Source organism: Clavibacter davisi (assembly GCF_052751415.1).
In genome coordinates, this window is record NZ_CP199882.1 from 3,067,550 (window position 1) to 3,082,003 (window position 14,454).

The 14,454-nt window shown below is 71.1% G+C and carries 14 protein-coding genes; all 14 read left to right on the plus strand.

What is annotated here, in order from left to right:
- Positions 1 to 640 precede the first annotated feature (640 nt).
- A complete protein-coding gene (gene kdpF / locus ACU4ZT_RS14575) occupies positions 641 to 745 on the plus strand; it encodes a K(+)-transporting ATPase subunit F (protein ID WP_063071552.1) in 105 nt (34 codons plus the stop codon).
- Positions 745 to 2,421 carry a potassium-transporting ATPase subunit KdpA gene (gene kdpA / locus ACU4ZT_RS14580; protein ID WP_445337432.1) on the plus strand — a complete coding sequence of 559 codons (1,677 nt, stop codon included), beginning with the start codon at positions 745 to 747 and terminating at the stop codon, positions 2,419 to 2,421. The genes kdpF and kdpA overlap by 1 nt, the downstream gene beginning before the upstream one ends.
- Positions 2,418 to 4,580 carry a potassium-transporting ATPase subunit KdpB gene (gene kdpB, locus ACU4ZT_RS14585; RefSeq protein ID WP_445337433.1) on the plus strand — a complete coding sequence of 721 codons (2,163 nt, stop codon included), beginning with the start codon at positions 2,418 to 2,420 and terminating at the stop codon, positions 4,578 to 4,580. Before kdpA ends, kdpB begins: the two co-directional genes overlap by 4 nt.
- Positions 4,581 to 4,622: 42 nt before the next feature.
- Positions 4,623 to 5,231 carry a potassium-transporting ATPase subunit KdpC gene (gene kdpC / locus ACU4ZT_RS14590; protein WP_063071549.1) on the plus strand — a complete coding sequence of 203 codons (609 nt, stop codon included), beginning with the start codon at positions 4,623 to 4,625 and terminating at the stop codon, positions 5,229 to 5,231.
- A 32-nt stretch (positions 5,232 to 5,263) separates the two neighbouring features.
- Positions 5,264 to 7,825 carry a DUF4118 domain-containing protein gene (locus ACU4ZT_RS14595; RefSeq protein WP_445337434.1) on the plus strand — a complete coding sequence of 854 codons (2,562 nt, stop codon included), beginning with the start codon at positions 5,264 to 5,266 and terminating at the stop codon, positions 7,823 to 7,825.
- Positions 7,822 to 8,520, plus strand: a complete 699-nt coding sequence (locus tag ACU4ZT_RS14600) for a response regulator (protein ID WP_445337435.1) — start codon at positions 7,822 to 7,824, stop codon at positions 8,518 to 8,520. Before ACU4ZT_RS14595 ends, ACU4ZT_RS14600 begins: the two co-directional genes overlap by 4 nt.
- Before the next feature lie 91 nt (positions 8,521 to 8,611).
- Positions 8,612 to 9,277: a hypothetical protein gene (locus tag ACU4ZT_RS14605; protein WP_445337436.1), complete on the plus strand. Its 666-nt coding sequence runs from the start codon at positions 8,612 to 8,614 to the stop codon at positions 9,275 to 9,277.
- Positions 9,278 to 9,462: 185 nt separating this feature from the next.
- Positions 9,463 to 9,777 (plus strand): DUF6507 family protein, encoded by a 315-nt coding sequence (locus tag ACU4ZT_RS14610; RefSeq protein ID WP_445337437.1) that lies wholly within the window; start codon positions 9,463 to 9,465, stop codon positions 9,775 to 9,777.
- Entirely contained in the window at positions 9,774 to 10,937 is a 1,164-nt protein-coding gene (locus ACU4ZT_RS14615) for a hypothetical protein (protein ID WP_445337438.1), read from the plus strand. The genes ACU4ZT_RS14610 and ACU4ZT_RS14615 overlap by 4 nt, the downstream gene beginning before the upstream one ends.
- A gap of 38 nt (positions 10,938 to 10,975) precedes the next feature.
- The gene (locus tag ACU4ZT_RS14620; protein WP_445337439.1) at positions 10,976 to 11,434 is read left to right on the plus strand and encodes a hypothetical protein; all 459 of its coding nucleotides are present in this window, start codon (positions 10,976 to 10,978) and stop codon (positions 11,432 to 11,434) included.
- Positions 11,431 to 12,318: a hypothetical protein gene (locus ACU4ZT_RS14625; RefSeq protein WP_445337440.1), complete on the plus strand. Its 888-nt coding sequence runs from the start codon at positions 11,431 to 11,433 to the stop codon at positions 12,316 to 12,318. Before ACU4ZT_RS14620 ends, ACU4ZT_RS14625 begins: the two co-directional genes overlap by 4 nt.
- A 93-nt stretch (positions 12,319 to 12,411) precedes the next feature.
- Positions 12,412 to 12,852 (plus strand): hypothetical protein, encoded by a 441-nt coding sequence (locus ACU4ZT_RS14630; protein ID WP_445337441.1) that lies wholly within the window; start codon positions 12,412 to 12,414, stop codon positions 12,850 to 12,852.
- Complete coding sequence (locus ACU4ZT_RS14635; protein ID WP_445337442.1) at positions 12,849 to 13,454, plus strand: hypothetical protein; 606 nt, start codon at positions 12,849 to 12,851, stop codon at positions 13,452 to 13,454. Before ACU4ZT_RS14630 ends, ACU4ZT_RS14635 begins: the two co-directional genes overlap by 4 nt.
- 230 nt (positions 13,455 to 13,684) lie before the next feature.
- A complete protein-coding gene (locus ACU4ZT_RS14640; RefSeq protein WP_445337443.1) occupies positions 13,685 to 14,452 on the plus strand; it encodes an SGNH/GDSL hydrolase family protein in 768 nt (255 codons plus the stop codon).
- Positions 14,453 to 14,454: the final 2 nt, after the last annotated feature.

Consider the following 14,454-nt stretch of genomic DNA (forward strand, 5'->3'; position numbering starts at 1 on the left):
CCCGCGAGAGCGAGGGGTGTGACGAGGAGATGGACCGGTGCGGAGGCGGCGCTGAGGAGCACTCGAACCCTGCGCTGAGGCCCGGCTACTTCCGGCGTTCCTCGGACCTGCCTCGCGCTTCTTCGGCGCTTGTCTGCGAAGGACGGATCTCGGAGCTCTTTGACGTAGCGTCCCGTGACAGCGCTGCGACGGACGGCGCCGACCCTGTACACCCCGTTGCCCAGACTCTGGTAGCCCGCTGCGCTGTGCTTGTCCGCCATGACGCCTCCTGCTTCGTGTGATGGAGCGCACTCGCTCACCGTGTGAACACGCCGTCGCTGATCCGCGAAGTCCACGCGTCTCCGAGCGCCGAGACGAAGGAGAAGAGCTAGCCGCGCGGACGTGCGGGATCCGCCCCGCCGACCCCCGCGTAGGAGTGTCGTGAGGTTCCCCGCCGGGCCGTGAGGGAACCGTATGGATGCGTGAGGACGCCCGATCGCGAGGTGTCTAGTGGTCCTCCGTGCCCCCGACGGGCACCCGCGTCCGACCGGCCGCGGCATCCCTCAACGGAGGATCCCCCAGTGCTCGACCTCGTGTACATCGCAGGCGCCATCGTCCTGTTCGCCCTCGTCGCCCTCGTCGGCCGAGGAGTGGAGAAGCTGTGATCACCTCGTTCGCCGACGCCGCCGGCCTCGCCGCCGCCGTGCTCGGCATCGCCTCCGTCGTGTACCTCGTGTACGCCCTCGTCCGGCCCGAGAGGTTCTGATGGACACGCTCGCCGGGATCCTCCAGGTCGCCTCCGTCGTCCTGGTCCTCGTCCTCATCCACCGCCCGCTGGGCGACCTCATGGCGCGCATGTACGAGTCGCGCCACGACACCCGCGTGGAGCGCGGCATCTACCGCCTCATCGGCGTGGACCCCCGCTCCGAGCAGACCTGGCCCGCCTACCTCCGCGCGGTGCTCGCGTTCTCGCTCGTCGGCGTCCTCGTCGTCTACGGGCTGCAGCGCCTCCAGGCGTTCCTCCCCTACTCGCTCGGCCTCCCCGCCGTGCCCGAGGGCCTCTCCTTCAACACCGCGGTCTCGTTCGTCACCAACACGAACTGGCAGTCGTACTCGCCCGAGGCGGTGATGGGCTACACGGTCCAGCTCGCCGGGCTCGCCGTGCAGAACTTCGTCTCGGCGGCGGTCGGCATCGCGGTGGCGATCGCGCTCGTCCGCGGCTTCGCCCGCACGCGCAGCGGCACGATCGGCAACCTCTGGGTCGACCTGATCCGCGGATCCCTCCGCCTGCTGCTCCCCCTCTCGCTCGTCACGGCCGTGGTCCTCATCGCCGGCGGCGTGATCCAGAACTTCGCGGGCTTCCAGGACGTGGCGACCATCACGGGCGGCACGCAGACGATCCCGGGCGGGCCGGTGGCCTCGCAGGAGGCGATCAAGATGCTCGGCACGAACGGCGGCGGGTTCTTCAACGCGAACTCCGCCCACCCGTTCGAGAACCCGACGGCCTGGACGAGCGCGTTCCAGGTGATCCTGATGCTCGCCATCCCGTTCTCCCTCCCCCGCACCTTCGGCAAGATGGTCGGCGACACCCGCCAGGGCACCGCGATCGTGGCCGTCATGGCGACGATCTTCGTGGCCTCCCTCACGGCCCTCACGATCTTCGAGCTGAACGGCGCGGGCACGGCCCCGATGGCCGCCGGCGGCGCGATGGAAGGCAAGGAGCAGCGCTTCGGCATCATCGGATCGACGCTGTACGGCACCGCCTCCACGCTCACCTCCACGGGCGCGGTCAACTCGATGCACGACTCGTACACGGCGCTCGGCGGCATGATGCCGATGCTCAACATGATGCTCGGCGAGGTCGCCCCCGGTGGCACCGGCTCGGGCCTCTACGGCATGCTCATCCTCGCCGTGATCTCCGTGTTCGTCGCGGGCCTGCTCGTCGGCCGCACGCCCGAGTACCTCGGCAAGAAGATCGGGCCGCGCGAGATCAAGCTCGCGAGCCTCTACATCCTCATCACGCCGACGCTCGTGCTCCTCGGCACCGCGCTGAGCTTCGCGATCCCGGCCGTCCGCGAGGACGTCGAGGGCACCTCGATCCTCAACAGCGGCCTGCACGGCCTCTCCGAGGTCGTGTACGCGTTCACCTCGGCGTCGAACAACAACGGATCCGCGTTCGCCGGCCTCACCGCGAACACCCCGTGGTTCAACACGGCGCTCGGCGTCGCGATGCTGCTCGGGCGGTTCCTCCCGATCGTGTTCGTGCTGGCGCTCGCCGGATCCCTCGCGGCGCAGGACCGCATCCCCACCACCTCGGGGACCCTGCCCACCCACCGGCCGCAGTTCGTCGGCCTCCTCATCGGGGTGACGGTCATCGTGACCGCTCTCACCTACTTCCCCGTTCTCGCGCTGGGTCCCCTGGCGGAAGGGCTCGCATCATGACCACCATCACCCCCGAGACCGGCACCGCGCCCGCGGCCGGCTCCGAGCAGCGGGCGTCGCGCGCCCGGGCCATCGACGCCCGGCAGCTCGCCGAGGCGCTCCCCGGCGCGTTCCGGAAGCTCGACCCGCGCCTGATGTGGAAGAACCCGGTGATGCTGATCGTCGAGGTCGGCGCCGCGTTCACCACGATCCTCGCGATCGCCGAGCCGTTCACGGGCGGCGCCGGATCCTCCGGCGGCAGCTCCGTGCCGACCACGTTCACCGCGGGGATCGCCCTGTGGCTCTGGCTCACCGTCGTCTTCGCGAACCTCGCGGAGTCGGTGGCCGAGGGCCGCGGCAAGGCGCAGGCCGACAGCCTGCGGAAGACCCGCACCAGCACCATGGCGCACGTCGTCGCGTCCTACGACGCCTCCGGGGACCCCGGCGCCCAGCGCGCCGAGCTCCGCGAGGTCTCGAGCGCCGACCTCACCCTCGGCGACATGGTCGTCGTGGTCGCCGGGGAGTCGATCCCGGGCGACGGCGACGTCGTGTGGGGCATCGCCTCCATCGACGAGTCGGCCATCACGGGCGAGTCCGCCCCTGTCGTCCGCGAGTCGGGCGGCGACCGCAGCGCCGTCACGGGCGGCACGCGGGTGCTGAGCGACCGGATCGTCGTGCGCATCACCTCGAAGCCCGGCGAGACCTTCGTCGACCGCATGATCGGCCTCGTCGAGGGAGCGTCGCGCCAGCGCACGCCGAACGAGATCGCGCTGAACATCCTGCTCGCGAGCCTCACCATCGTGTTCGTGATCGTGGCGCTCACGCTCAACCCGATCGCCTCGTACGCCGCGGCGACCGTGAGCGTGCCCGTGCTGATCGCGCTGCTCGTCTGCCTCATCCCGACCACCATCGGCGCGCTGCTGTCCGCCATCGGCATCGCCGGCATGGACCGCCTCGTGCAGCGCAACGTGCTCGCCATGTCGGGCCGCGCGGTCGAGGCCGCCGGCGACGTCACCACGCTGCTGCTCGACAAGACCGGCACCATCACCTACGGCAACCGCCGCGCCAGCGAGCTGATCCCGGTGGGCGGCGTGACGGGCGACGAGCTCGCCCGCGCCGCGGCCATGTCGTCGCTCGCGGACCCGACGCCGGAGGGATCCAGCGTCGTCGACCTCGCCGTCGCCCAGGGCGTGGACACCGCGACGCTGCCCCGCGGCGTCGACGTGCCCTTCACCGCCCAGACCCGCATGTCGGGCGTCGACCTGCCCGACGGCCGCATCGTCCGCAAGGGCGCCTCGTCGGCCGTGTTCGCCTGGATCGAGGAGGGCGGCCGCGCGCTGCCGAAGCTCGTCCGCGACGAGCTCACGGCGACCGTCGAGGCCGTCTCGAACGGCGGCGGCACCCCGCTCGTCGTCGCGACCAAGGACGCCGACGGATCCGGCCGCGTGCTGGGCGTCGTGCACCTCAAGGACGTCGTGAAGGACGGCCTCAAGGAGCGGTTCGCGGAGCTACGCGCCATGGGCATCCGCACGGTGATGATCACGGGCGACAACCCGCTCACCGCCCGCGCCATCGCCGCCGAGGCCGGGGTGGACGACCACCTCGCCGAGGCGACGCCCGAGGACAAGCTCGCGCTCATCCGCAAGGAGCAGGAGGGCGGCCGCCTGGTCGCCATGACCGGCGACGGCACCAACGACGCGCCCGCGCTCGCGCAGGCCGACGTCGGCGTCGCGATGAACACGGGCACGTCGGCCGCGAAGGAGGCCGGCAACATGGTCGACCTCGACTCGGACCCGACGAAGCTCATCGACATCGTCCGGATCGGCAAGCAGCTGCTCATCACCCGCGGCGCGCTCACCACGTTCTCCATCGCGAACGACGTGGCGAAGTACTTCGCGATCATCCCCGCGATGTTCACGGGCGTCTTCCCGCAGCTCGCGGTGCTCAACGTGATGCAGCTGCACTCGCCGGCATCCGCGATCCTCTCGGCGATCGTCTTCAACGCGCTGATCATCGTGGCGCTCATCCCGCTGGCCCTGAAGGGTGTGGCCTACCGGCCGCTCAGCGCCTCCAAGGTGCTCAGCCGGAACCTGCTCGTCTACGGGGTCGGCGGCGTGATCGCGCCGTTCATCGGCATCAAGCTCGTCGACCTCGTCGTCAGCCTGATCCCCGGCTTCTGATCCCCTCCCCGATCACCTCACGTCACCGATAGAAGGAAGCGCATGTCCTCCCCCCGCCAGTCCCTCCGCACCGCCGGCGTCGCCGTCCGCGCGATGGCCGTCCTCACCGTCGTCCTCGGCGTCGGCTACACGGCCGTCGTCACGGGCATCGGCCAGCTCGCGCTCCCCGCGCAGGCGGACGGCTCGCTCGTCTCCGCCGACGGCCAGGTCGTCGGATCCTCGCTGATCGGCCAGTCCTTCCAGGACTCCGACGGCGCGGCCCTCCCGGAGTGGTTCCAGTCCCGGCCCTCGGCCGCGGGCGACGGCTACGACGGGACCGCCTCCAGCGGCAGCAACCTCGGCCCGGAGAACGACACCCTCGTCTCCTCCATCGCGGACCGGAAGGCCGCCATCGCCGCATCCGACGGCGTGGATCCGGCGTCGATCCCGGCCGACGCGCTCACCGCATCGGCCTCCGGGCTCGATCCTCACATCAGCCCGGAATACGCTCGGGAGCAGGTGGCCCGCGTGGCCGAGGCGAGGGGCATCCCCGAGCAGGAGGTCGCGCGCCTCGTCGACCAGCACGTGCAGGGACGCGACCTCGGCTACCTCGGGGAGCCGACCGTGAACGTGCTCGAGCTGAACATCGCGCTCGCCGGCCTCGGCGGCTGACGCCCGCACCCCACGGGCAAGAGAGAGAAGACATGAAGCGCGGTCGACTGCGGGTGCTGCTGGGAGCTGCGCCCGGCGTGGGCAAGACCTACGCGATGCTCGAGGAGGGCAAGCGGCTGCGCGACGAGGGCGCCGACGTGGTGGTCGCGGTCGTGGAGACCCACGGCCGCGCCGCCACGGCGGCGATGCTCGAGGGGCTGGAGATCCTGCCCCGGCGCGAGGTGTCGCACCGCGGGGTGGAGATCACGGATCTCGACGTGGACGCGGTCATCGCCCGGCGGCCCACCATCGCGCTGGTCGACGAGCTCGCCCACACGAACGCCCCGGGCGGCCGGAGCGAGAAGCGCTGGCAGGACGTCGACCTCATCCGCGACGCCGGCATCGACGTGATCTCCACCGTCAACATCCAGCACATCGCCTCCCTCAACGACGTGGTCGAGAAGATCACCGGGGTGCCGCAGCGCGAGACGATCCCCGACCGCGTGCTCCGCGAGGCGCACCAGATCGAGGTCATCGACCTGGCGCCCGAGGCCCTGCGCGACCGGCTCGCCGGCGGGCGCGTCTACCCGGCCGAGCGCATCGACGCGGCCCTCTCCCACTACTTCCGGCTCGGCAACCTCACCGCCCTCCGCGAGCTCGCGCTCCTCTGGCTCGCCGACGAGGTCGACACCGCGCTCGCCGCGTACCGCGACGAGAAGGGGATCGACGCCCGCTGGGAGGCCCGCGAGCGCGTGGTCGTGGCGCTCACCGGCGGCGTCGAGGGCGAGACCCTCCTCCGCCGCGGCGCCCGCATCGCCGCCCGGTCGGCCGGCGGCGAGCTGATGGCCGTCCACGTCTCCAGCCAGGACGGCCTCCGCTCCGGCAGCCCGGAGGCGCTCGCCAGCCAACGCGCGCTCGTCGACTCGCTCGGCGGCAGCTACCACCAGGTCGTCGGCGACGACATCCCGCGCGCGCTCGTGGAGTTCGCGCGGGCCTCCAACGCGACGCAGCTCGTGCTCGGCGTGAGCCGCCGCAGCCGCCTCGCCGCGGCGACCACCGGGCCCGGCATCGGCGCCACCGTGATCCGCGAGTCGGGCGACATCGACGTGCACATCGTCACGCACGCGGCGGCCGGCGGGCGCTTCCGCCTCCCGCGGATCCGCGGCGGCGCGCTCAGCATGCGGCGCCGGATCATGGGCGCGCTGCTCGCCCTCGTCGGTGGGCCGCTCCTCACCTGGTTCCTCTCGGCCACGCGCTCGGACGACTCCATCACGAGCGACGTGCTCTCGTACCAGCTGCTCGTGGTGCTCGTGGCGCTCGTCGGCGGGATCTGGCCGGCGCTGTTCGCGGCCGTGCTCTCGGGCATCACGCTCGACTACTTCTTCATCGACCCGCTCTACACGATCACGGTCGACGAGCCGATGCACATGCTCGCGCTCGTGCTCTACGTGGTGATCGCGCTGCTCGTGAGCTGGATCGTCGACCAGGCCGCCCGCCGCGCCCGCGTCGCCCGCCGCGCGGCCGCCGAGGCCGAGCTGCTGGCGACCGTGTCGGGATCCGTCCTCCGCGGCGAGGGCGCCGTGCATGCGCTCGTCAGCCGCACCCGCGAGGCGTTCGGCCTGCAGGGCGTGAAGCTCGTCGACCGCGACGAGACCATCGCGTGGGACGGCGTCGTCACGGGCGCCGCCGCGACCGACGTGGCCGTGGGATCCCGCGGCGTGCTCACCCTCTACGGCGACGATCTCGAGGCGTCCGGCCGCCGCCTCCTGCGGGTCATCGCGGCGCAGCTCGACGCCGCGCTCGAGCACCGCGACCTCTCCGACACCGCCCGCGAGGTCGGCCCGCTCGCCCAGACGGACCGGGTGCGCACGGCGCTCCTCTCCGCGGTCAGCCACGACCTGCGCCGCCCGCTCAGCGCCGCGACCGCCGCCGTCTCCGCGCTCCGCTCCCCCGGCATGACCTGGGCCGACGGCGACCGCGAGGAGCTCCTCGCCACCGCGGAGGAGAGCCTCGGCACGCTCGCCGACCTCGTCACCGACCTGCTCGACGTCAGCCGCGTGCAGGCCGGCGTGCTCGGCGTGCGGCTCATGGACGTCGACCTCGACGACGTCGTGCTCGCCGCCCTCGACGAGCTCGACCTCGGCCCCGCCGACGCCGTGCTCGACCTCGCGCCCGACCTGCCCGGCGCGGTCGCGGATCCGGGCCTCCTCCAGCGCGTGGTGGTCAACCTGCTGAGCAACGCCGTCCGCCACGCGCCCGAGGGCGTGCCCGTGCGGCTCAGCACGAGCGCGTTCGCGGACTCGGTCGAGGTCCGCGTCGTGGACCACGGCCCCGGTGTCGCCCCGGAGCGCCGCGACGACATGTTCGTGCCGTTCCAACGCCTCGGCGACACCGACAACGCGTCCGGCCTCGGCCTCGGCCTCGCCCTCTCGAAGGGCTTCACCGAGGGCATGGGCGGCACGCTCACCGCGGAGGACACCCCGGGCGGCGGGCTCACGATGGTGGTGGCGCTGCCGGCGTGCCGCGAGAGCGCGGAGCCGGATGCGGATGCGGGCGCTCCGGCCGCGTCCTCGGCCGCCGCTCCCGCCGCCACGTCCTCGGAGGTGACCGCGTGAAGATCCTCATCGCCGACGACGACCAGCAGATCCTCCGGGCCCTGCGGATCACCCTCACGAGCCTCGGCTACGACATCGTCACCGCCGACGACGGCGCCGCCGCCATCCGCGCGGCCGTCGCCGAGAAGCCCGACCTCTACATGATCGACCTCGGCATGCCGCGGCTCGACGGCGTGGAGGTGATCCAGGCGCTCCGCCTCTGGTCGACCGCGCCGATCCTCGTGGTCTCCGGCCGCTCCGGCGCCGCCGACAAGGTGGAGGCCCTCGACGCGGGCGCCGACGACTACGTGACCAAGCCGTTCTCCATCGACGAGCTGCTCGCCCGGATCCGCGCCCTCGGCCGTCGCGCCGCCGCTGACGAGGACCGCTCGGCCGCCGTGTCGTTCGCCGACGTGACGGTGGACCTCGCCGCCCGCGTCGTCACCCGCGGCGACGCGCGCGTGCGCCTCACCCCCACGGAGTGGCAGGTGCTCGAGCTGCTCGTGCGGAACCCCGACCGGCTCGTCTCCCGCCAGACCCTCCTCACCGAGATCTGGGGCCCGACCCACGTGAACGACAGCGGCTACCTCCGCCTCTACGTGGCCCAGCTCCGCAAGAAGCTCGAGCCGGATCCCTCGCACCCACGGCACCTGCTCACGGATCCCGGGATGGGGTACCGGTTCGTCCCGGCGGGGGCGGGGCGGGCGCCGGAATGAGGCGGCTTCGGAGCATGAGCGAACCATCGGCGGATCCTGCCGCGAGCATGGGGGCGGTCCGCTACCGGGTGCTCTGTGTGATCATGTCGGCGTGCTGGTCCCCACGATGATCTCGTCCCTACCCGCTGCCATCGTGCACGCGTCCGCGATCTCCTCGGAGACAACGGGCGTGGGCACGGACGGAGTCCTCTGGACCTACGGCGTCTGCCTCATCACCGTGGGCGTCTCTGCCCTCGCGTACACCGGTCTGTGGCGATGGTGGTCGAAGATGCCATTCATGGTCCCGCTGGGCGCTGGGTGGCTCGCCGCGGGACAGATCATCGTGAACACTGCCCGTCTCGTCCACGGCCCCCTCTTCTACGCGTTTCTCATCGGCGGGACCATCGTGAGCTTCTTCGGCATCTACGGGATGGGGTTCATGCCCCGCCGGTTCCTCCCCCGGTGGTACCGGCTCGACTGGGGGCTAGAGCCTGCCCGTGTCGTGCGGTCCTCCGGCCGCCGACTCGGGCTCGTCCCGCGGGGCTCGCACGAAGTCGATCTCGACGTGCGAGGCCGATCGATCGCGACGCCCGCCGCCACCGCGAAAGCGGGCTCCCCACGAGGCGACGCACCGATAGAGACCTGTGATGCTCCCGGCGGCGGGACCTTCCTCAGCGCCTTCATCGGCGGGGCCATCACCGCTGGAGAGACGTCGTCGAAAGGGTCACTGGCGAGGGCCGAATCCGCTGCTACGCGCACCCGCGCATTCCACCCCTGAGAGTACGCCTTCGTATGCGCCGGCCGGGCACCTGCACCCCAACGCCGAGCACTGCGACGGCACGGCGAGCGTGATGCTATCACCTCCCGGCCATCGGACTGTGCCCTCGGAGAGATCGCCGGACAAGAGCCGCCGTCCATGTAACGTGCCCTCGGCATAGGCCCGGCTAGTGGCTGGGGAACACCATGGCAGACACGTCCGGTTGGCGGATCGACCCGGCAGCGGTGCAGGCCGTGCTCACGAACGTGAAGCACGGGCTCTCGGGTCTGGAGAGCGCCGAGAAGACGGCCCAGTCAGCCGTGGAGGGTGCTTCCGCGGCAACGGGGCCTCAGACGGCCGCCGCCCTGGCGGTGCTGCTCCGCAACCCCCTCCTCACGCAGATCGACGTCGTCAAGACCAAGGTCGGGACGGTCGTCGACCAGACGAACACCGCCCTCTCGGCCTATGTCGACGGTGACGAGGAGATGGCCAAGGCGTACCAGACCGGGGCAGAGCGATGACCGCGGACACCACCACTCTCCCCGACCTCTCCGACGTCCCCGAAGCGCGATCAGTCGAAGAGGCCGCGCGGACCTTCGACGGCGTAGGCACCGCTGTCGACGATGCCATGAGCACCGTCACGTCGTCCTGGTCCGGCTTGTCGTCGCCAGGAGTGTTCGAGACACCTGACTCCGAACAGCTCGCCGATGCCCTGGCAGCGTCGGTGGCGGTTGCCCGAACCGTCGGCCAGGATGCGACAGCGGCAAAAGCGGCATTGATGTCGTACGCGAGGGAGCTCGACGACCTCACCAGGCGCCGCGCAGTCCTCGCAGAGCGCATCGCTGCGCAGGTCCTCACGGTCGGCGAGCTCCAGCCACTCGATCCACATGCTCCCGGCACCTCTGACGCAGATCCTCACAGGTGGCTGGAATCCAGTATCACGAAATTCAACGCTGATGTCGTCTCCGCCGACGCTGATTGCGCTAAGGCCTTGCAGCACCTGCTCCGGTACCCGGGAGATGTAGCTGTCCGCGTGACAGAAGCGATCAACGACGTCATCTCCCAGCCTGCGGTCGGATTGATTCTCGCTACAGGCAAGCAAGCAATCGAAAACACGGTCGGGCCGCGGGACTACTTCCTCGGCCTCACAGATGCTCTGGGCATGACAGGGACCGGCGGGCGGCACGCAGCGGGCCCAGCACCCGTCAAGGAGCGGTCCATAGGGCTCGCGCTCAGAGCCGCGGTTAACCCCAATGCGGTGTTCGACAACCCTCTAGACGGAGCCAAGGCCGCCGCACACCTCGCGGAGGGCTCCCGAGCGTTGAAGATCGGCGCGAAGGTCGGTGGCCCCATCCTGGGGGTGGTCTCGGCGGTCGCCACCGGAGCAGCTTCGGCATCCGAGACGTACAACAAGGACATGGCTGAGCATCCGGAATGGAACGACGAGCAACGCGAACTGCACGCAGCGCAAAGCGGAGGGGTCCATGCCGGCTTCGATTTCGCGGCTGGCGCTCTCGAGGCTGGCACGGGAGCAGCCATCGGCACTCTCATCTGCCCCGGAATCGGAACGTTCCTCGGCGGTGTGATCGGCGGCGCGGTCGGGGGATGGGCGCTCTCGGACAAGGTGGATAGCCTCGCCGATCAGACGACCGAGCACATGTTCCCGCAGACCGGCCAATGAGCGCATGAGCGCCCCCATCCCGCACGACACGATAGGAAATGATGACTGAAGGCTGGCGCAGCGTGGAGCACCCACGGCTGGAGATCGAGATGCCCACGAGCTGGGAGCTCCTGCCCTCCGATCGCGACGAGGTCGTGGCCATCGCGCAGCCCGTCTTCGAGGACACGGTGTTCCGGGCCAACGTCGTGATCGTCCTGCTGGAGTCCTCGGAGACCATCGAGCGGTTGGGGGCACGGAGCATCGCCGAGGCGCTCGCCTATCCCGGCTGGTCGCACGTGTGCTCCGACGCCCAGTGGTATCGACCGGACACGACCGGGCGCGTCGTCCACTTCCTCTACGAGGCATCCGACATGTGCGTCGCCGTCACCCGTTCCGGGTTCGTCACGGGCACGCATGTGGTGGAGATCACGGCGAGCTGCGACGTCGTCGATGTCCTGCGGCTCGAGGACCTCTTCTCGGGGATCGCGGGCAGCACCCGGGTGAAGGAGCTGGCATGAGCGACATCGCGTTGGACGTCGAGGCGAGCGCCCAGGACAAGGACGGCACTCCGCTCGAGCTCCTCTCCCGCATCCCCGGACTGCAGCCGTTCCCGACCAGCGACATCCTCCTCACCCCGGAGGCCTGGGAGCTGCTCTGGACGAGGCGCCGCCGCGGAGCGTTCGCGGGGCGGGGCGGGAACCCCGCCACGACGAAGGAGCTGCGCGAGCTGGGCCTGATCACCCTCGCGGGCGGCGCATCACCCGCCGGGATCGCCCTGACCCGCGCGCGGGCCAGCTCGCGGCTGTCCTTCGGGGCGCTCACGGACTCGGCAGGCCGGCGCATGACCTTCAGCAGCTGGTACTCCGGCTCGAACGCCCTCGTCGCGGCTGAGGTCTTGAACGACGACGGCACCACCTCGATCTCGGTCCACGACACGTCCCGTTCGGCCGGCCTGGGGCTCCTGCTCTCCTGGTTGCGGATCGCCCCCGCCTGGACCTACGGGCACGACATCGGTGACGGAGTGCACGACGCGGAGCTCATCGAGGAGCGCATCGCCGCCGCCCCGGGGAGCGAACCGCCCGTCCCGGAGGACGCCAGCTGGGTGACCCGCCGCGCGTGGGCTGCAGGAGCGTGGGCGCGCTGCAAGATCATCTCCCCGTCGGCCAGGCTCGTGACGGAGAGGATCCGGACGGGCGATGTGGGATGGTTCGACGTCGAAGAGCTCCCGAACGGGCGCGTGCGCCTGATACCAGCGTTGAGCTACGACGTGATGTGCGACGTCATCGGCACCTTCCACGAGTCGCGTGCGAAATCCGCTGACAGACTCGCGCATAGTCAGCCCCGGGGCTTGCCCGGCGCCGTGGCCAGGCTCCGCGAGGCCTCCGCACCAGATGACGCATGACTGCTGAGCGCATTGACGGTCATCCCGGCTGTGCTGTGAAGAACGCATGCGAATCTTCTCGGAAGATCGCCGACGAATACGCCGGAGCCGCCCGTGCCCGACGACGCGAACTGGGTGACGAGCCGCGCCAGGGCATCGGGAGAGTGGTCGCGCTGCGAGGTTAACTCCCCGTCGGCCAAGCTCGTGACGCCGAGGATCCGGACGGGCGATGTGGGCTGGTTCGACTTCGAGGAGCTCCCGGCTGGTCGCCTGCCCCTGATACCGGCGGTGAGCCTCGACATGGTTTGCGACGTGATCGGCACCTTCCACGACTCCCAGGCTGCCGCCGTATTTTGCCCGGCTCGTCTCGCGCCGGCTGGCGGAGCCAGCGCCGGAGTGAGGCGGGCGGCGAGCGGCGAGCGCGAGCGCATCGCCGGCGGACGCGAGACGGCCAAGCAGGCACATCCCGGCTCCGCGCGATATGTGATCCGGTCGGCGTGCTGGTCCCTGCGAGGGTCTCGTCTCTTCCTCTGGCCGTCGTGCATGCATTCGTGAGCTCCTCGGCGGCGGGCTTCGGTCTGCACGAATTGGTGTGGAACTTCGGCACCTGGCTCATCCCCGTGGCCGTCTCGGCTCTCGCGTACTCCGGGCTATGGCGATGGTGGTCCAAGATGCCGTTCATGATCCCCCTGGGGATCGGCTGGATCGGGGCGGGACAGATCATCACGAACATCGGGATCTTCTTCGACTCCTCACTTGGCTACGCCTTCCTCATCCCGGGGACCATCGTCAGCTTCTTCGGCATCTACGGGATCGGGTTCATGCCCCGCCCGCTCCTCCCCCTCTGGCATCGGCTCGACTGGGGGATCGATCCCTCGCGGGCCGTCGCCTCCGCTGGCCAGCGGCTCATGCTCATCCCCCGCGGATCGCGCGAAGTCGACCTCGCCGAGCGCGGCCGATCGATCAGCTCGCCCATCGCCGACGAAGCGGGATCTCCCGGAGCCGGCGCGCCGATGGACGCCATTGATGTGCCGGGCGGCGGGACCTTCCTCGGCGCGTTCATTGGCGGGGCGCTCACGGGCGTCCGGGCGCTGGCGCTCGGAGCCGACGTGTCCCAGCAATCCTCAGCCGTGCGCGTCACGGCCTTCGCCCCCTGACGGCTGCGGCGGACCCGCCTGGACGATGTCGGCCGGTTCGCCGCCGAGGAGCTGCCCGGCGGGCGCATGCGCCTGACGCCGACGACCCTCCGAGCCATGCGGTCAGCGGCCACCGACTGAGCACCAGTGGGCCGCGCCCATTCCCGCCTGACGTCCCCTGTGGTCCACTCCACTAGTCCATGTCGCGCCCAGCCAGCCGGCGCCCGGATCCACGCGCGTAGGCTCCCGGAGTGCCTCCGAGAACGACCCTCTCCGCCCGCCCCGCCGCGATCATCGCCGCCGCGCTCGGCGGACTCACCGCCGCCGCCCTGGTCGTCCCGCGCCGCTTCGAGGCCCGACGACGCCGCCGCGCCGTGAGCGTGAACGAGACGCTGCCCGTGAACTCGGCCTGGTGGCGCGAGCACGCGCAGCTCGAGGGCGACCTCCTCTACGTCGCGCTCGGCGACTCGACCGCGCAGGGCATCGGGGCGAGCCGGCCCGTAAACGGCTACGTCGGGATCCTCGCCGACCGGATCCGCGCCCTCAGCGGCCGCACGGTCCGCACCCTGAACCTCAGCGTCTCGGGCGCCCGCGTCTCCGACCTCGTCGAGTACCAGCTCCCCCGACTCGAGAAGCTGCGGCCCGACGTCGTGACCCTCGCCATCGGCGCCAACGACATCGCCTCCTTCGAGCCGGTCGCGTTCGAGCGCGACCTCGGCCGGATCCTCGACGCCGTCCCGCCCACCACCGTCGTCGCCGACCTGCCGTGCTTCCACTTCCCCGCGAGCGAGCGGAAGGTGCGGGTCGCGAACGAGATCGTCCGCCGCCTCGCCGCCGACCGCGGCCTGCGCATCGCGCCGCTGCACCGCATCACCCGCCGCCAGACCCCGCTGCTCGCCATCACGCAGGCCGCGGCCGACCTCTTCCACCCGAACGACCGCGGCTACCGCGTCTGGGCGAGCGCGTTCCTGCCGTTCATGCCGGCGACCGTGCGGGCGCTGGAGGTGGCGGGGCGCTGACG